This is a genomic window from Phycisphaerales bacterium, assembly GCA_016716475.1.
Taxonomy (GTDB): domain Bacteria; phylum Planctomycetota; class Phycisphaerae; order UBA1845; family Fen-1342; genus JADJWG01.
Map to the genome: position 1 here is coordinate 1327531 of JADJWG010000002.1, position 24864 is coordinate 1352394.

Consider the following 24864-nt stretch of genomic DNA (forward strand, 5'->3'; position numbering starts at 1 on the left):
TGTGCCGTATGAAGAGAACTGTGGCGCAGGAGCCGCGCCGGTTACTGTTGATACTCCCCAATTGGGTCGGCGACGTCGTAATGGCGACACCCGTGCTGGCCGCGCTGCGCACCCGGCTGCCCGGGACCCACATCGCCTTTCTGCACCGCCCCTACGTGGAGGAAGTGTTCGCGGGAGGCGGGTGGCATGACGAGGCCCTGACATGGCCGACGGGCGGGGGTTTCCGGCGCGAGGCGCGGCAGTTCGCGCTCGCAAGTCGGCTGCGTGCCGCACGCTTTGACGCGGCCCTGCTGCTGACCAATTCGTTACGGTCGGCCCTGCTGACATGGTGGGCAGACATCCCGCGGAGGATCGGGTACGCCCGCGACGGCCGGGGACCGCTGCTAACCGACCGTCTGCCCGTGCTGAGGTCCGAGGGAGAGTACACGCCAACCCCACTCGTGCCGTACTACGGGCGGTTGGCGGAAGTGCTGGGCGTGCCCCTGGTGGACCGGCGGTTGCGGCTGGTCGTTACGCCCGGGCAGGAACAGGCCGGGCAGGCGTTGCAACGACATTATGGACTGCAACCCGGTCAGTATGCCGTGCTCAATCCGGGTGCGGCCTTCGGCAGCGCAAAGTGCTGGCTTCCGGAGCGGTTTGCGGCTGTCGCGGATGAACTGTACGGAAGCCACCGGTTGCGCTGTATCGTGACCGGAGCGCCGGGCGAGGCCCCGCTCATGCAGGCAATCGCCGCGCACGCGAAAAGAGAACTCACCTGTGCCCTGCAGCCCGGGACGACACTGGGGAGTCTCAAGGTTCTGATCCGGGATGCGGCGTTGTTGGTCTGCAACGACACCGGCCCACGCCACTACGGCAACGCATTCGGAGTCCCCACGGTGACGATCTTCGGTCCGACCCACCAGGCGTGGACGGACACGGACTACGCCGATGAACTGAAGCTGCAAGCCCCCGTACCGTGTGGTCCGTGCCAACTGCGTCAGTGCCCACTTGATCTGCAGTGCATGCACGAGGTGACGGTTGCACAGGCATTGCACGCTGCGCAGACATTGCTGGATCGACGGCGCCGTGCGATCCTGGCGGAGGTGCCTGACGCGCCCGCCGAACGATTCCTCGGGTGAGCACAGGCATGCTGTTTACGGAACACATTCGCATGGATCCGGCCTACCGCGAGCCGCTGCGGAGGTGTGGTCTGGACACCGTCGAGCGGGTGCTACAGCGGATCGATGGGCGTGTGGCTGCGTGGAGCCGCTCCACGGATACGCTGTACGTCCCGGGTGCGGGCCCGCAGGAGCCCGGCTTCTATGTGAAACGTCATTTTTTTCGATCGTGGCGCAAGCGGTTCCGCGGAGCGCTGCGCGGGACCTTTTTCGGCATGCAGCGCGGGCAGGCCGAATACCTCGCGCTGAACGCAATGCGCAACGTGGGAGTGCCGGCCGTGCGGGCGGTCGCGTATGGTGAGCGGCGGGTGGCACACTTTCTGACGGCTTGCTTTCTCATTACGGAGGAGGTGCCCGGGGCGCAGAACCTGACCAGCTATGCGCTCGACATCGCACGGGGGACCCGCACGCTGACACCAACCCAGCGACACACATGGATCGATGCGCTCGCCGATGCGCTCGCAGACATGCACGCGACGGGCTGCTCGCACGGGAACCTCTTCTTCCGCAACATCATGGTCCGGCCAAGTCCGTCCGGTTCACCGGAGTTCTTTTTCCTTGATGCCCAACCGTTGCGGCCGTGGGAGCGCCTGGGTACGCCAGGGGTGACCTGGTGGATTCGGGAACTTGCGCAGGTTGCGGTTTCCGCGCTGCGCTTCACACACCGGACGGAACGCCTGCGTTTCCTCCGCCGGTATCTGCGTGAATCGGTATCGCCGGAAACACTGAAGGGACAGATCGAGCAGATCGAAAGATTGGCAGAGCAGTGGCGCAAGCACGAGGAGCGCCGCATCCGGCTGAGTGCGTTGTTCGAGCAATGGAACCTGCGACTGGCCGCTGAACTCGGTGCGGTCTCCCCGCCCCCGCATGCGGAGCCCACGCAGTGAGCCGACTCGTGCTGTTGCGCCAGGACTGGGCAGCGCGTCTGCCTGGTGGTCCGGATGACCTACAGCGGCTGCTGGTCGCAGCTCCCATGGAGGGCGATCCGGCCGGTACTTGGGAGCCGTTGACGAAGCCCGGGCTGGGCGGGCGTGAACGCTGGCGGTGGCGGCTGCCGGACGGCCGGACCGTGCTGTACGTCAAACGATATACCCGTACGCCACTGCGAGCGGACGTGGACCGTATTCTACGCCAGCACCCTGCCCATAGTCGCGCCTGGTGGGAATACACCGAGTCGGCGCAGCTCGAGACACAGTACGTCGCAGCGGTGAAGGCAATCGGCGTAGCGGAGGACATGCTGGGCTGGCGCGAGCAGCGCAGCGTGGCACTCTTTGAGGCCTTACCGGGTGAAGCCCTCGACCGGGCGTGGCAGCGCTTGACGGCCATGGGGGCCGCAGTGACCCGCGGCGCGCCGCGGCTTGACCTGGTGCGGCGATTGGCTCGCTTCCTCTCGGCTTTTCACCAGACCGGCGCTCGACACCGGGACCTGTACCTTTGCCACATCTTTGCCGAACTGGACTCATCCGGCCGCAGGCCTCCACGTTTTGCCCTGCTGGACCTGGCGCGCATCTTGCGTCCACGCGTGCGGCGCATGCGCTGGCTGCTGAAGGACCTTTCGCAGCTCGACGCCTCCGCCCGTGAGTGTGGCGCCAGCCGGGCGGACCGGCTGCGTTTCCTGACGGTCTATCTCGGGTTAGAGCCAGGCGCTCCGCGCATCCAGTGGCACGCACGGAAGATCGTCCGCCGCAGCGATCACCTCCTGCGGCGCATCGCGCGACGCGCGGCGCGCCAAGTGCCGTCGGGGGCGTCATGAGAGTCGCCATCGTACAGCAGCACGTCGATCCACAGCGCGGCGGGGCCGAAACTTCCACCGTGGAGATGGCGCGGGCGCTGGCTGCCGCCGGGCTGCATGTCACGGTGCTGTACATGGGGTCCGAGACCGGACCGTTCCTTTCCGACAACGTGCGCTACTGGCCGCTGCCCGTCACGGCGCGAACGCGCCTGGGGCGGGCCTTCCGGTTCCTACAGGCCGTGAGTGCGGCCTGTCGCGCCACACCGTTCGAGATCGTTCATGCCGTAACGCCGTCACTGCGCGCCGATGTCTACCAGCCGCGCGGCGGCACCTACGCAGAAACCGTGACGCGGACCCTGGCGCCGGTGCGGCCGGCGCTGTGGCGTGCGGTCAAACACCTGGGCCGCCGGTTCAACATGAGCCAGCGCTTCTACTGGCGAATCGAGGAGCTGCTGCTCGCGGGCCGTAGGACGCGGGTGCACGTGGCGGCACTGTCGGAGTACGTGCGGAGGCAGATCCTCAACGGGCGTGAATTTCCACCCGAACATGTCACCGTTGTTTTCAATGGGGTGGATTGCACCCCGCCCGAGCCGCAGGAGCGGGGGCGCCTGCGGCGCACGGCGCGCGCCGAGCTACAACTCGAAGACGACACCCCCCTGCTGCTGTTCGCGGCACACAATTTCAAATTGAAAGGCCTGGGGGAACTGCTCGCCGCCCTGCCCCATGCGCCGGGTTATCTCCTGGTCGCCGGCCGCGACGACCCGGTCGTCTACCGCCGCCGCGCGGTCGCGCTGGGCATCGCCGACCGTGTGCGCTTCGTGGGCACCACGACACCGATGCGCACGTGGTACGCGGCCACGGATGCGCTCGTACAGCCCACCTGGTACGACCCGTGCAGTCGCACCGTGCTTGAAGCTTTGTGCTACGGCCTGCCGACGGTGACCACGCAGTTCAACGGTGCGGCCGAAGCGCTCACGCCAGCGACCGGTCGCATCGTGGCCACACCCGCGGACAGGTTGGCCCTCGCCGCCGCACTGACCGATGTGTTGAGGCCGGAGATGCGCGCCGGTGCGCGTGACGCAGCGCCGCACTACCAGCGGGACTTATCCATGACCCGCCATGCACGCGAGTTGATCGCCCTGTATGAGCGAATCGTGCGGAGCCGGCCACACCCGGTGGCGCGATCAATTGAGGAATAATGCGCGGATGCGGGCCACCAGGACTGCGAGCGTTTCCTGCACATGGAGCGCATAGAAGTACTCACGATCGCGGGCAATGCTGTCGATACGGAGTCGCGCTTCCAGGGCCGCCACGTACTCGTCGTACTCCGCCGCACGCCACGGATCATGTTCCAGCATGCGCGTGTTGAGCCGGCGCAGTTCCAGGAACACGAGCCGGCGGGCCTCCGCGTTACGGCGCTGATGGGCGCGTAGCTCATGGGACTGGCGCACGAGTTCGGAGCGCTGCCGTTGCAGCCGGTCCGGAATGCCGCGCACATGACGCTGCGGATTGAATCGCAGATCGCGGCTGCGGTGCCGGGCTGCCCGGACATGGGCCTCGGTGACACCCTCCTGAGGGAGAGGCAGATGCACCGTGGCACTCACGCAGCCAAGGGGCGCGAGAGACACACCGAAGCATGCTGCGAGGAACCCCTCCGTCATCTCGTCATACTTCGCCCCGCCGATGCCGTGGATGAATGCGTCCGCGAGCACCAGCCGCAGGAAGCCCGAGAGCGTCAGGGCTCGCGGCCGCAGGTGCCAGCCGCCCGCGCGCTCGAGCGGCCACGGTTGCACGTGATTGGCATACTCGGCCAGGGCCGCACGCGGCATGGCCCCGAGCACGCGGTTGTCCGTTGCCAGCTCAACTTGGTCGCCGACGGTGCGGACAAAGAGGCGCCGCCTCGGCTCGTCGGGGCGCAGCACCCAGAACGGCAGTTCGACCGTGTCACCTCGCACGAGCAGCGGTGGGACCGGGCGACCGGTGGCACGTACGCCGTGGGTCGCGCGGTACGCGTGCTGGGCCGCGTTGTACGCTTCCGCTGTCCGCTGCGGCGCCAGTAGGAACGTGGCTACGTAGGCACGAAAGGCCGCGGTGGAGGCCAGGTGCGAAAGACGCAGATCAACGATACCGCTGAGTCCGAGCGCGCCGGCGACGGCCGCATGGCCGCGCGCGAGCGCTGCGCAATACACGGGATTCGGATCGTCGATCGTCAGAAACGCGCGGGCGAAGGTGTCGAGCAGGGCTCGATCACGGAATTCGTGCAGACTTGCGAGCGTCGCGAAGAACTGGAGCCAGTCACTGCGCGGGATCCGCGGCTGGGATTCGTAGGGGAGCAGCGGCTCACACCCGGGGATGAGCACGTCGACTCGGCGCAGCCCGTGCGGAGTCGTCTCCGGCAGGACCAGGCGCTGCGTCTTCGGGAGGTCGGCATCGACAGTCACAAACACCGCGGTGCCGCCCGCCCGTTCCGCGAGCGCGTGGGCCGCGACCGTCTTCGCGAAAACACCGGCGTGAAAGAACTCGGCCTGGTGCCCGGTCGCAACGATCGGACGGGACTCCGGGAGGGCGAGGGCACGCCGCAGGTCGGCCCGCACCTGCGCAAGCCGGGAGTCCAGCAGCGGTGCATCCGGGAAAGCCCCGGGCGCCGCCTGCAATGAAGCCCGCAGGTGCGCCGGCGCCGGTTCGCAGAGCAATCCCAGGTGCTCCGGCGGCGTCCGCAGGCGTGTGCGGTCGATCATCAGGCGTGCCGGGGGCGACGACATGCAGCCAGCGTACACGGTTGTGGGGTAGGAGTCTCGCGCTGCAGTTCACGCACGAACACGGAGAGGTAGTGCTGCAGGCGGGCGGCCGGATCGTCCAGCGTCCCGCCGAATTCGCGGCTGGCATCGCGGTAGATTCGCCGCACGGGCAGCTCACGAATGCGTAACTCGGCCCGCACGCACTGCACCCAGAATTGCAAAGGGAACGCGTACCCGGGTTCGTCGAGTGCCAGCCGCTGCAACGCCGCGGTGCGATGGGCCTTGAAGCCGCAGAAGGAGTCCGTCAGGTGCAGACCCAGTATCTGCTCAAGCAAATCGTTGATGGTGAAGTTGATCCGCTGCCGGTCAGGCGGCGCTACGTCGCCGGCCCCCGGGTGCAGGTAGCGCGAACCGCTGAAGATGTCCGCCTTGCCGGCCCGGGCCGCGGCGACGAACTCCGGAATCCACTCCGGCTCATGCTGCTCGTCGCAGTCCATGGTGATGACCCAATCATAACGCCGTTCCCGCGCGAATCGGAAAGCGTCGATCACACTCTGGCCGTAACCACGATTCTCCGGATGCCGGATCACCTCAATCCCACCCTCTTGACGCAACAATTCCGGCGTTTGATCCGTCGAACCGTCATCGATGACGAGCAGGTCATGCCCTTGCCGCCGCACGGCGCGTAACACCCCGGGCAGGTAACGTTCCTCGTTATATACCGGCATCGCGATCAAAAACGACATGCCGCTCTCCGTCGTCGCCGGCGCGACGCTCCGCCCCTCCGGTCAGTGCCCGACGCCGCTACTTGCGCCGGCCACGTCGCGGACGCGCTCTACGACCGGATGATTCTTGCGGGGCGGTTTCGAATGTCAAACCGGCCCCCGGGAAAGCAACTCCAGGCACGCAGCGGCGATGGTGCGGGCCGCGCACGGGCGCGCCAGTCCGGCGGCCCCCGCGCGCAGGCGGGCCAGCGCCGCCGGGTCCTCGAGCAACCCTGCAACCCGCTCTGTCAGCAGCCGCACATGGTTGACACGTACACCTGCACCAGCTTCGAGCAGGTAGTCACTGTTGCGCTGCTCCTGCCCCGGGTACGGGTACAGCACGAGTAATGGCAGCCCGCACGCCATCGCCTCGGCCATGGTCAAACCACCGGGCTTGCTGATGGCAAGGTCCGCGGCGCACATCCATTCGTGGACCCGATCTGTATAACCCACGACACGGGCCACACGGCCACGGCGCACCGCGGCGGACTCGAGGTCCCGCGCGAGGTGCGCGTTCCGCCCGGCCAGCGCAACGAGCTCCACAGTCGGCGGGAGTGCGAGCAACTCATCCCAGGCCTCACCGGCCCGGCGGCGTGTGTAGCCACTGGCCAGCAACAGTACCAGCGGCACGCCCGGTGCTATCTCACAGCGATCACGCGCTGCCGCGCGCGTCGGCAATTGTTGAAACTGTGCCCGGAGCGGAACTCCGGTGACGCTGATTTTCTCACGTGGCACGCCCCACTGGGCCAGCAGGGTGCGGCCGAGATCCGTGGCTGTAAAGTAGCGGTCCGCCGGTTCCTGCGCCCAGACACGGTGCGTTTCGTAGTCCGTCGCAATGATGACCTGCGGACAGTGCAATCGCCCGGTCGCCCGTAAACGTGCGGCGACTTCCGCTGTCAGGTAATGCGTGTTCACGATCAGGTCCGGGCACCATCCCCGGATGAAGCGGGCCATACGACCGGTATTGGCATTCTGCATCAACACGCGAAAGCGATCGAATGCACCTCCCGGCGGACGGTCGGCGGCTTCATACATCCAATTCATCAGCGCCGGCCAGTGCTGCACCAACCAGAGGTAGCCGCCGGCGTAGAAGCGTCGGAAAAACGGATTCACCACCTCCATCGCGTCGATGACGGCGATCTCGGCCTGCGGCGCGGCCGCGCGCAGCGCCTGCTCCATCCCGCGAGCTGCCACGACATGGCCATTGCCCGCCGATACAGTGAGAATCAGGATGCGCCGATGCACGTCCACGTATCGCAACCCCTACCGTTGTGGGTGATCCGCTTCAGGGTGGGAGCGCAACCGCCGAATCAGTTCGGCCGCGAGCCGCACGAGCGACACCTGTAATTCCGCGACCGTCGGACGAACCCCGGGACGCGGCATGCAAACCAGGTCGAGCCCCGGCGGGAGCTTCTGCTGTGACAGGCGAAACGCAGCCCGCAAGCGCCGTTTCAGCAGATTCCGATGCACCGCCCCACCGTGCCGCCGCCCAACCACCAGTCCGATGCGGGAATGCACACGAGCACTGCGCCGCCCCCAAAGGGTAACGTTCTTGTCCCCCAGGCGCAGCCCCACATGCATAACCCTTTCAAACTCGACGTGCCGGGTGATGCGCAGCCGACGCGGCATGCGCAGCCGCGCCCCAACCGGGCCTTCTGCCCGGGACTTCGCACCTGTGTCGACGTGTCGGCCCGGCGAGCGCGGGTCTGAATCGGTCACGAGCACGACCTCACCGCCGGCTTTCCGCGAGGCGCGCGACCAGCGCGGCGCCAAAGGCCGGCAGGTCCGACGGTCGGCGGCTTGTCACGAAATGCCGATCGACGACCACGGGTTCGTCAACCCACAGCGCCCCGGCGTTCACGAGGTCGTCGCGTATGCCAGGCGTGCTCGTCATGCGCACGCCGCGACAAATACCCGCGGAAATCATGATCCACGGACCGTGACAGATGGATGCGAGCACCTTGCCTGTCTCCGCGAAGTGCCGCGTGAGCCGCAGCACGCTCGCATCACGCCGCAGTTTGTCCGGCATCCAGCCCCCCGGAATCACCAAGCCCGCATAGTTCGCCGGGTCAAGATCCACAATCGCCGAATCCACGCGGCACGGGTAGCCGTGTTTGCCCCGCGCCGTCTCTCCGGCCATCAGCCCCGCAACCGTGACCAGCGCACCGGCCTCTTCCACCCGCAGTTTCGGATACCAGAGTTCGAGGTCTTCGTACTCATCCCCGGCCAGCACGAGTACGCGCTTTCCGCTGAGATCCGCCATCACGAAACTCCTGCCGATACCTACGCAACCCGCGTGTTCCTGCCACCCACGGCACTCGTCGAACAGCCCGCTATCTTAGTCCACCACCCCGCGAAACGCGCCACAATGAGCGGGCGATGCCCATGCGGCACGCGGGGTTACAGACCGGCCTTGCGCACTGCTTCCATCAGGCGCGCCCGCACCGCGCTGTCCAAGACGGTTGGCGGCGCCTGTTCCAGCCGGGCACGCATGCGCGGCCCCCCCGCGGCGATCACGCGGCCAAACCAATCCCATCCGGGGCGCCCGGCATCCAGCGCTGCGATGTCGTCCAGTTCGAGCTGTGCAGGCCACCCGCTGCGCAGTTCGCCCCGTCGCGCTTCCAGACTGCTCGCCACGGTGTAAGCCAGCGCGCGCACCCATGCCGGCTGGTCCCGCGCCTCACGCCACAGCGCCAACTCACGCGCGTAGCCATCGTTGTTCGAGAGGGCCACAACCACAAGCGCCGCGGAAACCGCCGGGTACTCCGGGGCGCGCTGGCCAGGATGCAGCCATCGTTCCAGGCGCGGCGTCACTCCAAGCCCCAAACTCAACCATCGGTCCAACGCATGCTGTGCCAGTTCCCACCCGCCCTCGAGTTGCACGAGCAGGTCGACCTCCATCTGTCGTTCCGGGGTCGTCGCCCGTACACGCAAACGCGGCACACCTGGATACTCTGCGTGTAACTCCAATGCTCGACCCGGTAAGGCCCAAGCCGCGGCCGTGGCGACTTCGCCGGCCGCAACCTCGAGCGGATGCTTCCGCGGCGTCGGGCCGAACATCCGCCCGCGCAATTCCGAGATCGTCCAGGTGAGCTGCTGCTGCTCGGCCGCTGAGACCTCTGTCAACGCGCGCCCCAGGGCGTCCGCGATGTCATGCAGTCGATTGGTATATTGCGGTGCACGGTCACGGAGCATCAGGCCCGCCGCCGCAGCCGTTGCGGGTGGACTGCTCTCGGAAACCCCGCGGACAAGATCCCGAAAGCGTCGTACATCTTCCGGCCGAAAGGCCAGACTATCTCCACGCGGGCGGGTCAACTCGAAGACAGCCAGTGTGAAGCGTTCTGCACGTTCCTGGCCGAGCCACGCCCAGCTCTCCCAATAAGCCGCACACACAAGCTGCAACACCTCCACGGCGGCGCGCTCGTCCCTTGCGAGCGCGCGCAAGCCATCGGCGGCTCGTCGCAGCTCCCCCTCGGCCTGCGTCAGCGCCGTGGCGGTGGCGCCGACCCGATCGGCCACAGTGGCCCGCTCCAGCACCAGGTAGCGCTCCAGCCGGTCGAGCCAGTACGCCGTCAGATCGCTCAGGACCGAGCGGTCACCAAGCAAGGCCCGGGCGCGGAGCGCTGCCGGTCGTAATGGCGACAGCTCCTCGGCGCGACGCAGCAGTTCGAGCCAGGCCGCCAACTGCCCGGGATGTTCTGTTCCAACCCCACTAAGAAGATCCAGCGCTGCGATGCAGGCCAGCAGTTTCGGCACGTCTCGACCCGGCGCGTCCAACACTGCACCCAGTGCTTCCGCCAACGCCGGCGCAGCAGGAATGCTGACACCATGATAAGCAGACAGCGCGGCCGCGCGCTCCTCTGCCGTGCGGGCCCCCAGCAGGGCCGCCGCCAGCTCGGCGCCGGGAACAGTCTGCGGCCGATCGACAAAGAGCTCCGGAGATGCCGGACGCGTACGGATCCACCACGTATTTGCTGCAATCCACAAGAGGAGCAGGGCCACACCGGAACCCAATACAAGCGTGACCCAGCGGTGCCACGGCCACAGCGCCAGCCGGCCGCGTAGGGGGAGTCGCCGACCGGCCACGAGGTCGTACGCGCAGCGACGGCAGAGCGTCGCTGTCGGACCGAGTTCGTGCTTGCAACGAGGACAGATGCGACCCTCCATGGGCGAGGCGCTGTCCGGCTCGGGCAGAAGTGCGTCCAAAACATGCCGTGGCAGTGGCACGGTGAACGAAACACCGCACTCCGGGCACGGATGTACACCCCCGGCGACCGCATCGGGTACGACCACGGCCTCGAAACAATGCGGGCAACGGACTCGCAGTGGCATCCCGTACTCACCTGTTCCGGGGGGCGGGCACCGAGCCCTACAGTTCTTCTGAAAGCGTTGTAGAGCGGCACCGCCCCGGCTTCAAGCCACCACCGGACCAATTGTCCGCGACCGGCGCGCAATAGGATTGTAGCGGCACAACCGCGACCCGGCTCGATCGGTATAATCCGCTGCCCCATGGTACCCTGTGGTGCCGTGCTGGCCTGATCTCGCCGTGGACAGTCCGGAGACTCGACGCGTGACCCCGAACAGCCAGTCCCCAGATTTCTACCACCTCGATGGGCTACTCACCGAGGACGAGCGCCAACTCCGCGACATTGTCGCCCGCTGGGTAGATGAGCGGGTGCTGCCGATCATCGCCGAGTGCTTCGAGCACGAGCGCTTCCCTCGGGAACTCGTACCCCAGATGGCTGCGATGGGACTCTTCGGACCGACCTTCCACGACTACGGCTGCGCTGGTGTCAGCAACGTCGCGTATGGCCTGATCATGCAGGAGCTGGAACGGGGCGACAGCGGCCTACGCAGCTTCGCTTCGGTACAGAGCGGACTGGTGATGTACCCGATCCATCGTTACGGATCGGAGGAGCAAAAGGCACAGTGGCTCCCGGATCTGGCCGCGGCGCGCAAGGTGGGGTGCTTCGGCCTGACCGAGCCCGATGGGGGCTCCGATCCCGGCACGATGAAAACGCATGCGCGGCGCGACGGCGGCGACTGGGTGCTGAACGGCGCGAAAATGTGGATCACGAATGGCACGGTAGCCGACGTTGCGGTGGTCTGGGCTCAGACCGCCGACGGTGTCCGGGGCTTCCTGGTGGAGCGGGACACCCCGGGCTACACGGCACGTGATATCGCCCACAAGTTCTCACTGCGGGCGTCCGTGACTTCGGAATTGTTCTTCGACCACTGCCGCCTCCCGGCCTGCAACCAGTTGCCGACTGCCGAGGGGCTGGGAGCGCCGTTGAGCTGCCTGACACAAGCTCGGTATGGAATTGCCTGGGGGGCGATCGGTGCGGCGCAGGCCTGTTACCAGGAGGCCCTGCAGTTCGCACGGCAGCGCGTGCTGTTCGGCAAAGCCCTGATTCACAAGCAGATGATCCAGGTGCGGCTGGCGGACATGCTGCGGCGAATCACAACCGCGCAACTGCTCGCCTGGCAGCTCGGGCGACTCAAGGATGCCGAGCAGATGCATCATACGCAGGTGTCGCTGGCGAAGTGGAATAATGTGCGGATGGCGCTCGATGTCGCGCGCGAGGCGCGTGACCTGCTCGGCGCGGGCGGCATCAGCGTGGAATGCAGCCCTGTGCGGCACATGCTGAACCTGGAAAGCGTGATTACCTACGAGGGCACGGAGACGATCCACCAACTCATCGTCGGGCGGGAATTGACGTGCGAAGCGGCATTCTGACGCGGCGTGGCACGCGCGCGCCGGTGAGCACCTACGCGAACCGGGCCAGCGGATGCTTGTACATCCGCCGGCCCGGCACTGAATCCTGCTCTTGCGAACACGGCCTCCGACGGCCTAGCGGCGACGCAGCAGCGCCAGCCCGCCCAGCGCAAGGAGCGCCAGCGAGGTCGGCTCCGGCACGACTTGGCCGCGAATCTCACCACCCGGGAAGGTCTGCGTGTGGACGTTGACGTACCAGAGTCCGGCCAGCAGGTCGGCCTTGTGCAGGTCGGAAATAATTGTGTTACCAACGAACGGACTGGCCAGCCCACCACCACCGATATTGACGGTGACGCCTGCATTCACGCCGATCGGCGCTGGACCGTGGAAGTGCGCCGCTGACACCGGCGCAACCAGATCCTGGTAGGAAACATTCCACGAGAGCAGGTTCGTGCTGGTATCGAGGGTCACCGTCGCGAACCCAGAGCCCGGGCTGGCGTTCGGCGGTACCTCCTGCAGACCGTCAAGGGTGAAGTTGTACGTAATCACGTCGGCAGACGCGATCCCTGTGGCGAGAGCGAGCAGCGCGATGGCAGTTGCGAGACGCCTCATTCTGAACTCCTCCATGGGTCGTTTGGACCTGTTTCCGCTGCGTGAAAGGGCGGGACGCACCCAGCGCGGACCCACTTGGGGAAAACCTATTCACGTCCGGAAACACTTCGGCCTCACTGAGAGTAGCGTGATCAGGTAAGAGCCGCAACCAAAATCCCGCCCGTCGAAGCCCGCAACCGCTCCCGAACATCGTGTTGGCGGTACGCACCGGCCGCCATAAGCAGGTCGCGATCCAGATTCGGCTGACGTGGCTATTCGTCCACAGCGGTTGTCCCGGCCTGGCTCGGAGGGGGTTGGGTACGGAACCAGGTGATAGTTTCGGCGAAGCCGGCCTGCCAACCGACGCGCGGCTCCCAGCCCAGAAGTTTTCGAGCGCGGGTGATGTCTGGGCGACGAATGTGCGGGTCGTCGGGTACCGGGGGCGTGTGACCGAGGGGGCTGCTACTGCCTGCCAGGGCCACGACCTCGCGGGCTGCCGCGGTGACCGTGATTTCGACCGGGTTGCCAAGATTGACCGGCTCGGTTACGTCGCTTGCCATCAGGCGAACGAGACCGTCCACCATGTCCGTGACATAGCAGAAGCTGCGGGTCTGCTCGCCATCCCCGTGAATGGTGAGCGGCGCGCCGCGCAGGGCTTGCGCGATGAAAGTCGGCAGCATGCGACCGTCGTCCGCCCGCATGTGTGGGCCATAGGTATTGAAGATCCGGGCAATGCGCACGGGCAGCCCGTGGCGTCGCGCGAAAGCAGTGATCAGGGACTCCGCAAAGCGCTTGCCCTCATCGTAGCAGGACCGGGGACCGATGGGATTCACGTGACCCCAGTAGGACTCGCGCTGTGGATGCTCTTGCGGATCTCCGTAAACCTCGCTCGTGCTGGTGTGCAGCAAGCGGGCGCCGTGGGCGTATGCGAGCTGCAACAGGTTCTCCACGCCCCGGGAGCAGACCGCCAGAATCTCGAGCGCGAGTCGTTCGAAATCCGCCGGTGACGCCGGACAAGCAAGGTCGTAGACTTGCGCACAGCGCGGCTCGACAGTCAGGGGTTTCGTGATATCGTGTTCGATGAAGTGGAAGCGGGGTCGAGCCCGCAGTGCGTCGATATTGCTGCGAAGACCGCTGCTGAGGTTGTCGATGCCGATGACCTCATGATCTTCGGCCAGCAGGCGTTCCGCGAGATGACGGCCGATGAACCCCGCGCAACCGGCAATCAGGATACGCATGCAGACGTCTCCAGCGACACAGTAACCAGCCGGCGGAGCCATCCGTCCCAGGGCGTGGCCTGCGCGGCCCGCGGATTATACGAGTTCGGCCCCGCGACCGCGTGGGCACCCAGCACCGAACGAGGGCATCATGCAGATCGCCGTAATTGGCAGCGGGTACGTGGGCCTGGTCACAGCGGCTTGTCTGGCCGACAGCGGCAATCATGTTGTGGGGGTCGATAACGACGCCGCGAAAGTAGCGGAACTGCAAAATGGCCGCTCACCGTTCTTCGAACCCGGACTGGGCGAACTGGTTGCCAAGAACGTAGCCACCCAACGCCTGCGCTTCACGACCGACCTGGCGGCCGGAGTCGCCGGAGTTCGCGTCGTGTTCCTGGCGGTAGGTACGCCGCCGCGGCCGGACGGCTCAGCCGACCTGAGCGCCATCGAGAGTGTGGCCGTCGCCGTGGCAAAGGCGGTGACGGGTCCGGCGGTCATCGTCACGAAGAGCACGGTGCCAGTGGGAACGGGCGCACGACTGGACGCCCTGATCCGCACCCACACGTCCTTTCATTGCCCGGTCGTAAGCAATCCAGAGTTCCTCAAGGAAGGGGCGGCCCTGAACGATTTCCTGCGGCCGGATCGCGTGGTGATCGGCGCAGACGATGCGGAGGCGGCGGAGGTCATTGCTGAACTGCACCAGCCGTTTGTACGGAACAACAAGCCCGTGCTGCGCATGAGCCGGATCGCCGCGGAACTGACGAAGTACGCTTCCAATGCTTACCTCGCCACACGCATCAGCTTCATCAATGAGATCGCGGAGATTTGCGAACACCTCAACGTGGACATTAACGAAGTGCGCCGCGGAATGGGGTCCGACGCCCGTATCGGACACCATTTTCTGTATCCCGGCGTGGGATACGGCGGGAGTTGCTTCCCGAAAGACGTTCAGGCCCTGGCGGCATTCGGGCGGGCCGCGGGCGCGGATTGCCAATTGCTGGAAGCGGTCCACCGCCGCAACCTCGCCCAGCGTGAACGCATGATCGATCGCATCCGAACCCGACTCGGCCCCGACCTGCGCGGCAAGCGGTTCGCCGTCTGGGGGCTCGCGTTCAAGCCGCAGACGGATGATCTGCGTGAGGCCCCGGCGCTGGCGATCATCGATGCACTGCTGGCCGACGGGGCGCAGATTGCAGCGCACGATCCTGAGGCGCTTGAGCCGGCACGCAAACTGTACGGTGACCGCATCACCTGCTACACAGACCCCTACGCGACGCTGCCGGGAGCCGAGGCCCTGCTGATCATGACGGAATGGATGGAGTTTCGCAGCCCCGATTTCGCCCGCATCGCCGCATCCTTGCGGCAACCCTTGATCTTCGATGGTCGCAATCTCTTCGAGTTGGACATGATGTCACGATACAATATGGAGTATCACAGCGTCGGTCGGCCGACCGTGCGACCGAAGTAGCCCGCGGCGCGCTGCGCAGCACACACCGGCCGGCCGCGCACACGACGGGAGGCGGCCGTGCCTCGTCTGACACCACCCGCGATGGCGCTGGGGGAACTCCTCGCCGGACATACTGCGCCGGCCGCAGACCCCTTAATCCGCCGTGAGGCGGACGGCGTGCTCCGCTGCCTGGCCTGCGGACATCGTTGCCGCGTACTGCCCGGACGCGCAGGCGTTTGTCGTGTACGGTTCGAGCGTGACGGCACACTGCGGGTACCGCACGGCTACGTCGCCGGACTCGCCGTTGATCCGATCGAGAAGAAGCCCTTTTTTCACGTCCTGCCGGGCCGGAATGCGTTGTCATTCGGCATGTTGGGGTGCGACCTGCATTGCGCCTACTGCCAGAACTGGGTCACGAGCCAAGCGCTGCGCGATGATGAGGCCGTCACCGCGCCGACCTTCATCACGCCCGCGGAAATCGTCCGCCTGGCTCAACAGCACGGTTGCCCGCTGCTCACCAGCACCTACAACGAACCGCTGATTACCGCAGAGTGGGCGGTCGAAATCTTCCGGGCCGGCCGCCCGGCCGGCCTGCGCGGCAGCTTCGTGTCCAACGGGCATGGCACGCCCGAGGCACTCGCGTACCTGCGACCCCACGTGGATTGCTACAAGATTGACTTGAAGGCCTTCCGGGATGCCAGCTATCGGCGACTGGGTGGCGTGCTGGAAAACGTGCTCGCGACAGTTCGGCTGGCGTGGGAGCTGGGATTCTGGGTGGAAGTTGTCACGCTCGTGGTGCCGGGGCTGAACGACGAAGAAGCCGAGCTGCGCGACATCGCGGAGTTTCTCGCAGGCGTGTCGCCGGAGATCCCCTGGCACGTGACGGCATTCCATCCTGACTATCGCATGACCGAGCTTCCGCGCACCACCGTAGAAGGGGTCTTGCGCGCCCACGCCGTGGGACGTGCGGCCGGGCTGCATTACGTCTATGCGGGGAATCTTCCCGGCTACGTCGGGGCCTGCGAGGACACACATTGTCCGGATTGCCGGCGCGCAGTGATCCGGAGGCGCGGCTTCAAGGTCCTGGTGAACGAGCTGCACGCGGGTGGTTGTCCGGAGTGCGGACGGGCCTTGGCAGGCGTGTGGCAATAGGCCCCCGGCGATCCCGGCGGCGCCGCCAGACCCGCAACGCACCATCGACCCCGGCAGGTGGCGCTGCCACCCGCGCGGATTGCGGAGCACGGCCCCCCTGCCGCTCCGGCCTTCCACCGGACCGCACTTGCCCCTTGACCGCGGCGCCGGTTCAATGCGCGCGAACCTTGTGAGGAGGGTTCGCATGGCGGATACGCCGTCGCGGGATTCGACCGACCTGGTCGCCCGCATCGAAGCCCTGCGGACGAAGATCCGCCGGCACGACCATCTGTACTACACGCTGGCGACGCCGGAGATCTCCGACGAGCAGTACGACGCGCTGCTGCGCGACTTGCGCGCTCTGGAAGCTGCACACCCGGAGTTGATCACGCCGGACTCACCGACCCAACGCGTCGGAGAACAGCCGCTCACCGGATTCAGGCACGTCCGCCATGCATGGCCCATGCTGTCGATCGACAACACCTACTCGGCAGCCGAGCTACGCGAGTTCGACGTCCGCATTCGCCGGGCGCTTGGGGAGGAACCCTTCGCGTACATGGTCGACCCCAAGATCGACGGCGTCGCGGTGTCACTGCGTTATGAGCATGGTGCTTTCGTGCTCGGAGCCACCCGCGGCGATGGCGAAACCGGAGATGACATTACAGCCAACCTGCGTACCCTGCGGAGCATTCCGCTACGGCTGGTCGGCACGGATTGGCCAGCGGTGCTGGAGGTGCGCGGGGAGGTGTACTGGCCGCGGGCGGATTTTGACCGCGTCAATCGCCTGCGTATGGAAGCCGGAGAAGAACCATTCAAGAACCCGCGCAATGCGACTGCCGGGACACTGAAACAACTCGACGCGCGCCGGGTGGCGGAGCGGCAGTTGCAGTTCCAGTGTCACGGGTTCGGTGTCTTGGTGCCGCCGCCGGAGGAGGATGCGCTATACAGCGTGCTGCTCGAGCGCGTGCGGGAATGGGGACTACCGGTGAGCCCACACCGCCAATACTGCACAGACATTGCGGAGGTGCTCGCGTTCGTAGAGCGCTGGGAGGCCGAGCGCCGCACCTTACCGTACGACACGGACGGGCTGGTGATCAAGATCGACGCCCTCTCCCAGCGTGCCCGCTTGGGGTTCACCAGCCGCGCACCGCGCTGGTGCATCGCCTACAAGTATGCGGCTGAGCGGGCAGAGTCGCGGCTGCTCTCGGTGGATTACCAGGTTGGCAAGCTGGGCACCATAACGCCGGTCGCGAACCTCGCCCCCGTGGACCTCGCCGGTACGACCGTCAAACGCGCCAGTTTACACAACTTTGACCAGGTGCGACGCCTCGACCTGCACCTCGACGATATTGTGCAGGTCGAGAAGGCGGGTGAGATCATCCCGCAAGTGGTCGCTGTGGATGCAAGCCGCCGCAAACCCGACGCGCAGGCCATCCAAGCGCCGACGGCCTGTCCGGAATGTGGGGGCGAGGTGCAGCAGGACGATGGTGGCGTCTACCTGCGGTGCATCAACCCGGCGTGCCCGGCGCAGGTCATCGAGCGGCTGCGGTTTTTTTGCGCCCGGGACCAAATGGACATCGAAGGCGCAGGCATCAAACTGATCGAAGCACTGGTTCAGGCGGGACTCGTGCATACCTATGCCGACCTGTACCGACTGCACGAACGCCGCCCGGAACTGCTGCTGCTCGACCGCATGGGTGAAAAGAGCGTCGATAACTTGCTGGCGGCCATCTCCGCCAGTCGCAATCGTCCACTGGCGCGTGTCCTCGCGGCGCTGAACATCCGGCATGTAGGCGTGAACACGGCCGAATTGCTGGCCACGCACTTTGGTGATATCGCTACCTTGACCGCGGCGGACGAGGTGGCGCTGCAGGCGGTAGATGGGATCGGGCCCGAGGTAGCACGGGCGGTGCGGGAGTGGTTGAGCAGCGCAAGTGGCGCCGCCACGATCGCCGAGCTGCGTGCCGCGGGTCTGCGCATGACGCAACCGCAGACCGTGGTCAGCACCGCGTCCGGACCACTGGCTGGTCTGACCATCGTGGTAACAGGCAAGCTGGAGCACTACTCCCGGGATGAAATCGAGGCGCTGATCAAGACGCACGGCGGCAAGCCGGCCAGCAGCGTCAGCCGCAAGACCGCGTTCGTGGTCGCAGGGGCGGAAGCCGGCAGCAAGCTCGAAAAAGCCCGTTCTCTGGGAGTACCGGTGCTCACGGAGACCGATTTTCGGTCCCGGATCGGCGCTGAGTGACCGATTCCGAATACGCCCGGCCCGGGGCTCGGTGGAAACCACCCGCCTAGCGCGGTATACTGGGCGTTTTGTATCCAGAGGTCAGGGAACGAGTATGGAACTACGCAAGATTCTGACGCCTGAACGCGTACGCGTCCCGCTGCAAGGTAAGGACAAAACCTCGGTTATCACCGAGTTGATCGATCTGCTCGCCGCGGACGGGGGGCTCACCAACCGTGAGGCCGCATTGGAGGCGGTACTCAAGCGCGAGGCCGAGCGTTCCACCGGCATCGGCTACGGGCTTGCGATCCCGCACGGAAAGACCAATGGCAGCGACAAGCTGGCACTCGCGGTGGGGATGCCGGCTGAGCCGGTTGACTTCCAGAGCGTGGATGGCCGACCGGTGACTTTCGTAGCCCTGCTCGTGAGCCCGCCGGACCAGACGGGACCACACATCCGGGCGCTCGCCAAGGTCAGTGGGCTGATGAACAACGAGGAATTCCGGCAGAAACTTGGACAGATCCACGCGTCACAAGAACTGTACGACGCCATCATGGAGTGCGATGCCGCTGACCATTGAGCCGGGCGGGACGGGCGGTATTGCGCAAGTTCTGCCTGGTGGGGGCGCGGGGTTCCGGCCAGTGCGGGCGCGTGAACCGAGGCCGTCCGAACGATAGTTCGTGGGGCTGCAATTTCCGCGCAGTTTCATGCACGTAAGGGTGGAAATCTTCCGATCGAAGGAGGTGGGGCGCAGGCGCCGCTGAGGTGCCACCGTGGCTTCGATCGGGTGCCGCATGGCCCGTCCACACATCCAGGTCATTGTCGCCGGCGACCGCGTACCGGAGTGCCTACGGGGCGCATTAGCCAGCACACATGCGACCAGCAGTTTCATGACGCTCGGTAACGCCCTGCACGCCGAAGCATTGCAGCATGCCGCGGCGGTCGTGCTCGTACTGCCCGATGCCGTCGGCCCCCTGTCCGGACCACTCCGTATCCTTTTCGACCGGCTCGAGGGCGCCCCACGCGCGACGCTCCTGATCACTTCCAGTGGTCGTCCTGTCCCGACCCTGCGACACCCACCCAGTGTGCCTGTTACGGACGGAAGCAATCTCGACGAGGCCGCCTTGGGCAGCCGCCTCGCCGCCCTCCTTTCCATGCGCAAATCGCTCCACACGCTTCACACCGGGCTGGTCGCGAACCGCCGCACCGGCGAGCACATCGCGCAGCGCTACATGCGGCAGCTCCGCCTCGCGAGTCAGGTTCAGCGCGGCTTTCTGCCGACCAGTCTCCCGCAGTTGCCCGGTCTGCAGTTCGATGCGCTGTTCCGCCCGGTCGACTATGTCTCCGGCGATATCTACGATGTACATCGCCTCGACGAGGAGCACGTCGCCATCGCCCTGGCCGACGCCACCGGTCACGGCATCTCGGCCGCCCTGTTGACCGTTTACATCAAGCGGGCCCTTCGTGGCAAAGAGATCCATGGAGGGCGCTATCGCATCCTCCCCCCGGATGAGGTACTGCAAGGGCTGAATCGCGACATCCAGGATGCCGAGCTCTCGGACTGTTCATTCGTGGCGGCGGTCTACGGCGTCCTGAACACCCGTACACGTTCACTGGCGCTGGCCCGCGGCGGCACGCCGTATCCGTTGCTGCGTTCCGCGAATGGGAAGCTCTCGACCGTCACTTCGGCCGGCAGCGTGGTGGGCGTCATGCCGCATCCGCACTTCGAAGTGGCCTACCTGCAACTGGAACCGGGCGACAGTCTCGTACTGTACTCCGACGGTCTTGAGCGGATGGTACTGCCCGAATACGTCCAAGACGGGGTGCCCGCGGGACTGCGCCGCGCAGCCGCCCGCATCACCGGCTGGAATCGTACGGCGATCGCGGCGGCCGAGCGTTCGGCCACACAACCTGTGGCGGCCCTCTCCGCGCCGGTGCTCGCGGCGGCCGGGAGCGGTGGCAGCCATACGGCTACGCAAGCCCGGCCGCGACCGCACACCAACGGCGACCGTGGGGGACAGGTGTTCTCGGCCTCGGCCGCTGAGCAAGTCGGACGTCTGCGGCCAAAACGCACCACGGACGTACTGCACTCGAATTGGGCGCGAACCCTGGAGCGGGAGGGCTGCCACGCGGCCCTGGCACAACTGGCAGGTCGTCAGAAGGCCCTACGCCGCCTCGGCTTTCCGCTCGATGACTTGACCGTCGTGACACTACAGATCGACGACTGAACTGCAAACCTTCCATGCAATGGGCAACGCGTCCGGCACGACCGGTTCGACGTGCTTTTTGCAGCTCGGGCAGTAGTCGAGGTGAATCGTGTGCTCGGTGACGACCGCTTGCAGGTTCTCGGGCAGGTCTTCGATCAGACGCGTGCGGGTTCGATTGCAGCGTTGCAGCGGGCCGCCGCAGCCCGGGCAGACTGTGCGGCGGTGCGTGCGGCGCTGGTCGATGCGCGGCGGCGGCGGCCGGCGGGCGCCAGGGTGCCCGTCACGCGCGCCGGGCATCGGCGTTCGGCTGTGTAGACCGGCGTCATGCCAGAGGGCGTGCTGGGCGAGGCGACGCCGGGCGCCTGGGGCTGCGATTCCAGCAGTGCGAGTCGGGCATCCTGCTCGGTGATGCGGCGGGCGGCGCTGAGCAGGGCGAGCGTGACGGCGTGGGGTCCCAAAGCGTAGAGTTCGCGTGCCGCGGCCTCATCGCAGCGGCCGCTCCGTAGCGCCGCCACGAGTTCGTCGAGCGAGTTGGAGTGCGTCGCCGCGCTGCGCATGGCGCGGATATATGCGCGGGCGCGCTCCCAGCGCAAGGCCTCTGCGGCAGAATTCTCAGAAAATCATGCAGACGGGTAAAGTGTTACGGTACCATGACTTTCCAGATGAGCGAGGCCCGGCTGACGGTGAAGGCCAGCGTGAACCGGGCGATCTGGCAACAATGCTCGCCGAATTCCAGACCAAACCGGTTATTCGAGCCAGATCTCAAGACGCGCGATTCGGCGTTCCCGAAGGCGGGTGGCGTGCTCCGTGGCCAGTACCGGTGCGTCTATGGGCGGGCGGGCATCGAGCTGGTAGCGGACGGGGCGTACGGCGTCGGGGCCAAAGGTGTTGCGCCGGGTGTGGTTGTGGTAGACCAACAGCGTGTGCCCGAGCAACGCACAAGCGAATGCATCAGCGGGAAGCGCGTATTCGGCACCCGCCCATTCCAATCGTGTTTCGGCGCGCGTGAACCAGTCGCCGGGCAGCGCGGGAGACGGTGCGAACTCGAGCTGGCCCGCAGTGTCAAGACGGAAGGGCCGCGGGCCGACGGTCATGAGCAGCCACAGATGAATGAATTCGGCCGTCGAACCACTGAGGCGGGCGATGAAGCCGCGGCCGCGCGTGGCGGGATCAGGGTTCGCCGAGGAGGCGATGAAAGAGCTGTTCTCGAGGATGCTGCGTCCGTACGTGTGTGGCTCCATGAACGGGACGAGCATGGTGGCGGCGTCGTGGAAGAACTCATCGTAGAGGCCGACGCGCAGGAGCTCAAGCAGGTACTTGTAGGTCATGTGCAGCCAGACCGACTCGTTCTCAAACCAACCGGGGGTGAACGTGCGGGCCCGGCCGATGTCCTGCGAGCAGGATGTGAGCGGCGCATTGAGCTTGTACATGCTCAGGTCCCGGTCGTAGAGCGCACTTGCGCGGACCGCAGCGTAAATGCGGCGGGCGACGGCGCGGTCGCGTACAAGACGGAGGCGGTGGACCTGGCCTTCGAGGAAGAGCGGTAGCGGTTCAGAGCCGTCGGGAATGGCGCTAGCCGGGTCGACGGGGGCGGTGCGTGGTTCGTTACGGAAGTAGGTGTGCGTGAGGCCCGTCGCGGGGTCGGTGCAACGGTCCGCCGCGTGGCTGGTGCGGTGTGCCACGAGCTCGAGTAGGCGCGTGACTTCGAGGCCGGAAATCATGGCCGTCGCCTCGTCGGAGTCGCGGGCAAGAGCCGCACGGAATGTCTCGCGCGTCGTGACCTCCGCGCGCCAGTTGTAGTCCGGCGCGGCGAGGTGCGCCAGCGCGTCACGGGTGAGAGTCGCAATTGGTGCGGGAAGCACAACATCAGGTACCGAAGCGAGGTGGTCGCGCAGCCAGTTGGCGAGGCGGCCGAGGGCGAGGGCTTCGCAGCTCGACGAGCCGAAGAGACCCGGCAATCCGTTCATCGCATCGTTCCAGCCCGGTCGGCCCGCTTCCATCTCGAGGCCACGGCACTGCGCATCGAACGAAATCGCTTTGATGGCGAGGAGTGCGACAAGTTTACCGAACGGTGTCACCGGTGGTAACGGTTTCGTACGTGGCTGGCCGCAGGTGACGGCATCGAGTTGACGCATGCCCGCAGAGCGGCGCTGGTACTTGGTGCGGCGCGGATTGACGCGGGCCCCTTCGTCAAACCAGTCGAGGTGGGGGCCGTTGTGCAGGAACGAGGCGAGCTGATCGGGATAGATAGCCACCAGAGCTTCGAGGAGGTCGACCAGATAAGTCCAATGGTCAATCCAGTAACCCCCGTCGTGGCCGGTGGCCATGAGGCGGCGCTGGCAGCGCGCAATGAGCTGGTGCAGCCAGGCGGTGCGATCCCCCACCTCCAGGGCGTGGCAGTCGAGCCAGTGGAGCAGTTCACCGGGCTGGAAAGGGCGCGTAATGATCAGGCGGAAGTCGCTCCATTGCTCTGGAGTAAGCTCGGGGGGAGCCAGTTCGGCCACCTGCTTTTCGGCGGCGATCCAGCGGTAGCCCTCAACTCCAAGGGGATTGAAACCGTCGGCCTGGAGGAGTTCGAGGAACATGCGCAATTCGAGGGCGCGGACCTCGGGATAGAACCATACGTCGTTGCGTCGATTCTGGCAGATGTCGCGATAATTGCCCACACCGCTGGAGAGTGGATGCGCTGGCACGACGAAGTAGTTGTAATCGCGTTCCAGATCACCATGGCGGCGGGAGAATACATGCAGCAGAGTCGGGCCGGCACCTGAAGGGAGCGTCACGGGCACCCCGCCGCGCAGGACGTTGTCGAGGTAGTTCAGGCGCGCATAGGCATCGAACGCGGGGTGTGCGGAGACGGTCGCAGCCGGCGCCGTGACGTCCGCGATCGCGCGGCGGCTCTCCGCACGGGCCCTCTCGAAGTCGGCTGTGGTCGCGAAACACTGAATGAAGCGCGTGGCGAGACCTGCGTCGGGAGCGGCACCGATGAGGGCCACGAGCTCGACGGATGCGCGCGGCGCCAGCCGGGTACGAAGCGGGACGAGGGCGCAGGCCAATCGGTTCTCCCACATTTGCGCAGCAACAATGGCGCCCCCGTTGCGGACGAAGAGGTGTGGGAACGCGAGACTTTGGCCGGGACCGAAGACCACGTCAGGGTCGATGAGCGGTTCAAGCGGCTGAAGCCGCGCTCCTGCGATGCGCCAGGCGGCATAGAAGTTGCCTCGCACGACCGTGGAGACCTCCGCTTCATCATGAACAGCGACTTTGGTTGCGAAGTACGGCACATGCCTGGCAATGATGCGCGTATAGGCGTAGGCCGCTGTGATATGGCGCTGGTGCTTCAACGCATGGTCACTCACACCCGCGGGCAGGATGATGGGGAGGCCGTCGAGGGCCGTGAGTTCAAGCGGTACCGGACCCATGTTCGTGAACCGAACACGGCGGATGAGGGCCCCGAGCGGAAGATGAGGGGGTGAGTAGTACTCCACGTGAACCTGCAGTCCGCGCGCGGGGTTAGTGCTGGTGAGCTCCAGGCCGTCGGCGTGGATGCTCAGCTCACGGACTTCCCCGCACTCGGCGGACCCCAGCGTGCTGAAGGGTTCATAGAAGTCGCCCGCAAGCAGGCAGAACGTGCGGAATCCCTGGATCCCGACCAGTTGATACGCCCAGTTCGCCGGTAGATACTCGGCGATGGCATTGTCCTTGTCGGAGCTGCCGAAGGAGACGATGGCCTGGGCCCGGTTGACGTAGAAACACCAGAGCGGGGTACCCGACAGCCCCGCGAAACCGGGAAGGAAGCTGGAAAATGCCGGCCCCGCCTCGAAATGGGAGATTGTAAAAGCGCCATCTGGGCCGAGACGGTACACGGGATCCATCCGCTCCGGGACGCAGGTGGGGGCAGCACTGTGCACGGACATAGGCGGGCTCGATTCCACAG

The 24864-nt window shown here is 66.1% G+C and carries 20 protein-coding genes; 10 read left to right on the forward strand and 10 right to left on the reverse strand.

Annotated features, from left to right (window positions below):
- Nucleotides 1–8: 8 nt before the first annotated feature.
- From waaF to IPM18_13160, 4 genes are read left to right on the forward strand one after another with little or no spacing between them, the layout of a single operon-like run.
- The gene (waaF, locus tag IPM18_13145; GenBank protein MBK9120525.1) at nucleotides 9–1118 is read left to right on the forward strand and encodes a lipopolysaccharide heptosyltransferase II; all 1110 of its coding nucleotides are present in this window, start codon (nucleotides 9–11) and stop codon (nucleotides 1116–1118) included.
- Complete coding sequence (locus IPM18_13150) at nucleotides 1115–2044, forward strand: hypothetical protein (protein ID MBK9120526.1); 930 nt, start codon at nucleotides 1115–1117, stop codon at nucleotides 2042–2044. The genes waaF and IPM18_13150 overlap by 4 nt, the downstream gene beginning before the upstream one ends.
- Nucleotides 2041–2910: a hypothetical protein gene (locus IPM18_13155; protein ID MBK9120527.1), complete on the forward strand. Its 870-nt coding sequence runs from the start codon at nucleotides 2041–2043 to the stop codon at nucleotides 2908–2910. Before IPM18_13150 ends, IPM18_13155 begins: the two co-directional genes overlap by 4 nt.
- Nucleotides 2907–4088 (forward strand): glycosyltransferase family 4 protein, encoded by a 1182-nt coding sequence (locus IPM18_13160; GenBank protein ID MBK9120528.1) that lies wholly within the window; start codon nucleotides 2907–2909, stop codon nucleotides 4086–4088. The genes IPM18_13155 and IPM18_13160 overlap by 4 nt, the downstream gene beginning before the upstream one ends.
- On the opposite strand, the gene IPM18_13165 is transcribed toward IPM18_13160, so the two are convergent.
- The 6 genes from IPM18_13165 to IPM18_13190 all read right to left on the reverse strand — a co-directional run bounded on the left by IPM18_13165 (nucleotide 4074) and on the right by IPM18_13190 (nucleotide 10723).
- A complete protein-coding gene (locus IPM18_13165; protein ID MBK9120529.1) occupies nucleotides 4074–5651 on the reverse strand; it encodes a hypothetical protein in 1578 nt (525 codons plus the stop codon). The genes IPM18_13160 and IPM18_13165 overlap by 15 nt on opposite strands.
- Nucleotides 5627–6373 carry a glycosyltransferase family 2 protein gene (locus IPM18_13170; GenBank protein MBK9120530.1) on the reverse strand — a complete coding sequence of 249 codons (747 nt, stop codon included), beginning with the start codon at nucleotides 6371–6373 and terminating at the stop codon, nucleotides 5627–5629. Before IPM18_13170 ends, IPM18_13165 begins: the two co-directional genes overlap by 25 nt.
- Nucleotides 6374–6499: 126 nt before the next feature.
- Nucleotides 6500–7642 (reverse strand): hypothetical protein, encoded by a 1143-nt coding sequence (locus tag IPM18_13175; protein MBK9120531.1) that lies wholly within the window; start codon nucleotides 7640–7642, stop codon nucleotides 6500–6502.
- Nucleotides 7643–7654: 12 nt separating this feature from the next.
- Nucleotides 7655–8110 (reverse strand): ribonuclease P protein component, encoded by a 456-nt coding sequence (rnpA, locus tag IPM18_13180; protein MBK9120532.1) that lies wholly within the window; start codon nucleotides 8108–8110, stop codon nucleotides 7655–7657.
- Nucleotides 8111–8120: 10 nt separating this feature from the next.
- Nucleotides 8121–8654 carry a type 1 glutamine amidotransferase gene (locus IPM18_13185; GenBank protein ID MBK9120533.1) on the reverse strand — a complete coding sequence of 178 codons (534 nt, stop codon included), beginning with the start codon at nucleotides 8652–8654 and terminating at the stop codon, nucleotides 8121–8123.
- 137 nt (nucleotides 8655–8791) lie between these two features.
- Nucleotides 8792–10723 carry a zinc ribbon domain-containing protein gene (locus tag IPM18_13190; GenBank protein MBK9120534.1) on the reverse strand — a complete coding sequence of 644 codons (1932 nt, stop codon included), beginning with the start codon at nucleotides 10721–10723 and terminating at the stop codon, nucleotides 8792–8794.
- Nucleotides 10724–10961: 238 nt separating this feature from the next.
- Between IPM18_13190 and IPM18_13195 the strand changes: the two genes are divergently transcribed.
- Nucleotides 10962–12128 (forward strand): acyl-CoA dehydrogenase family protein, encoded by a 1167-nt coding sequence (locus tag IPM18_13195; GenBank protein ID MBK9120535.1) that lies wholly within the window; start codon nucleotides 10962–10964, stop codon nucleotides 12126–12128.
- 114 nt (nucleotides 12129–12242) lie between these two features.
- Here IPM18_13195 and IPM18_13200 read toward each other — a convergent pair whose 3' ends face one another.
- A complete protein-coding gene (locus tag IPM18_13200) occupies nucleotides 12243–12719 on the reverse strand; it encodes a CHRD domain-containing protein (GenBank protein ID MBK9120536.1) in 477 nt (158 codons plus the stop codon).
- A gap of 251 nt (nucleotides 12720–12970) precedes the next feature.
- A complete protein-coding gene (locus tag IPM18_13205; GenBank protein MBK9120537.1) occupies nucleotides 12971–13936 on the reverse strand; it encodes an SDR family oxidoreductase in 966 nt (321 codons plus the stop codon).
- Nucleotides 13937–14066: 130 nt separating this feature from the next.
- On the opposite strand from IPM18_13205, the gene IPM18_13210 reads away from it, so the two are divergent.
- From IPM18_13210 to IPM18_13230, 5 genes are all read left to right on the forward strand, one after another.
- A complete protein-coding gene (locus IPM18_13210) occupies nucleotides 14067–15383 on the forward strand; it encodes a UDP-glucose/GDP-mannose dehydrogenase family protein (protein ID MBK9120538.1) in 1317 nt (438 codons plus the stop codon).
- Nucleotides 15384–15464: 81 nt separating this feature from the next.
- Entirely contained in the window at nucleotides 15465–16514 is a 1050-nt protein-coding gene (amrS, locus tag IPM18_13215; protein ID MBK9120539.1) for an AmmeMemoRadiSam system radical SAM enzyme, read from the forward strand.
- Nucleotides 16515–16698: 184 nt separating this feature from the next.
- A complete protein-coding gene (gene ligA, locus IPM18_13220) occupies nucleotides 16699–18741 on the forward strand; it encodes an NAD-dependent DNA ligase LigA (GenBank protein MBK9120540.1) in 2043 nt (680 codons plus the stop codon).
- A gap of 94 nt (nucleotides 18742–18835) precedes the next feature.
- Nucleotides 18836–19300 carry a PTS sugar transporter subunit IIA gene (locus IPM18_13225; GenBank protein MBK9120541.1) on the forward strand — a complete coding sequence of 155 codons (465 nt, stop codon included), beginning with the start codon at nucleotides 18836–18838 and terminating at the stop codon, nucleotides 19298–19300.
- Between the two features lie 214 nt (nucleotides 19301–19514).
- Entirely contained in the window at nucleotides 19515–20948 is a 1434-nt protein-coding gene (locus tag IPM18_13230; protein MBK9120542.1) for a SpoIIE family protein phosphatase, read from the forward strand.
- Here IPM18_13230 and IPM18_13235 read toward each other — a convergent pair.
- Complete coding sequence (locus IPM18_13235; protein ID MBK9120543.1) at nucleotides 20931–21224, reverse strand: IS66 family transposase zinc-finger binding domain-containing protein; 294 nt, start codon at nucleotides 21222–21224, stop codon at nucleotides 20931–20933. The two genes, IPM18_13230 and IPM18_13235, sit on opposite strands and share 18 nt — an antisense overlap.
- Nucleotides 21225–21673: 449 nt before the next feature.
- Nucleotides 21674–24844, reverse strand: a complete 3171-nt coding sequence (locus IPM18_13240) for a hypothetical protein (protein ID MBK9120544.1) — start codon at nucleotides 24842–24844, stop codon at nucleotides 21674–21676.
- Between the last annotated feature and the right edge of the window lie 20 nt (nucleotides 24845–24864).

Excerpts from the sequence above, each read along its gene's own strand:
- IPM18_13205 (MBK9120537.1), bottom strand. The coding sequence starts at position 13,936 with ATGCGTATCCTGATTGCCGGTTGCGCGGGGTTCATCGGCCGTCATCTC.
- IPM18_13160 (MBK9120528.1), top strand. The coding sequence starts at position 2,907 with ATGAGAGTCGCCATCGTACAGCAGCACGTCGATCCACAGCGCGGCGGG.
- IPM18_13185 (MBK9120533.1), bottom strand. The coding sequence starts at position 8,654 with ATGGCGGATCTCAGCGGAAAGCGCGTACTCGTGCTGGCCGGGGATGAG.
- amrS (MBK9120539.1), top strand. The coding sequence starts at position 15,465 with ATGGCGCTGGGGGAACTCCTCGCCGGACATACTGCGCCGGCCGCAGAC.
- IPM18_13210 (MBK9120538.1), top strand. The coding sequence starts at position 14,067 with ATGCAGATCGCCGTAATTGGCAGCGGGTACGTGGGCCTGGTCACAGCG.
- IPM18_13225 (MBK9120541.1), top strand. The coding sequence starts at position 18,836 with ATGGAACTACGCAAGATTCTGACGCCTGAACGCGTACGCGTCCCGCTG.
- IPM18_13230 (MBK9120542.1), top strand. The coding sequence starts at position 19,515 with ATGGCCCGTCCACACATCCAGGTCATTGTCGCCGGCGACCGCGTACCG.
- ligA (MBK9120540.1), top strand. The coding sequence starts at position 16,699 with ATGGCGGATACGCCGTCGCGGGATTCGACCGACCTGGTCGCCCGCATC.
- IPM18_13165 (MBK9120529.1), bottom strand. The coding sequence starts at position 5,651 with ATGTCGTCGCCCCCGGCACGCCTGATGATCGACCGCACACGCCTGCGG.
- IPM18_13200 (MBK9120536.1), bottom strand. The coding sequence starts at position 12,719 with ATGAGGCGTCTCGCAACTGCCATCGCGCTGCTCGCTCTCGCCACAGGG.
- IPM18_13235 (MBK9120543.1), bottom strand. The coding sequence starts at position 21,224 with ATGCCCGGCGCGCGTGACGGGCACCCTGGCGCCCGCCGGCCGCCGCCG.
- waaF (MBK9120525.1), top strand. The coding sequence starts at position 9 with ATGAAGAGAACTGTGGCGCAGGAGCCGCGCCGGTTACTGTTGATACTC.
- IPM18_13240 (MBK9120544.1), bottom strand. The coding sequence starts at position 24,844 with ATGTCCGTGCACAGTGCTGCCCCCACCTGCGTCCCGGAGCGGATGGAT.
- IPM18_13190 (MBK9120534.1), bottom strand. The coding sequence starts at position 10,723 with ATGCCACTGCGAGTCCGTTGCCCGCATTGTTTCGAGGCCGTGGTCGTA.
- IPM18_13170 (MBK9120530.1), bottom strand. The coding sequence starts at position 6,373 with ATGTCGTTTTTGATCGCGATGCCGGTATATAACGAGGAACGTTACCTG.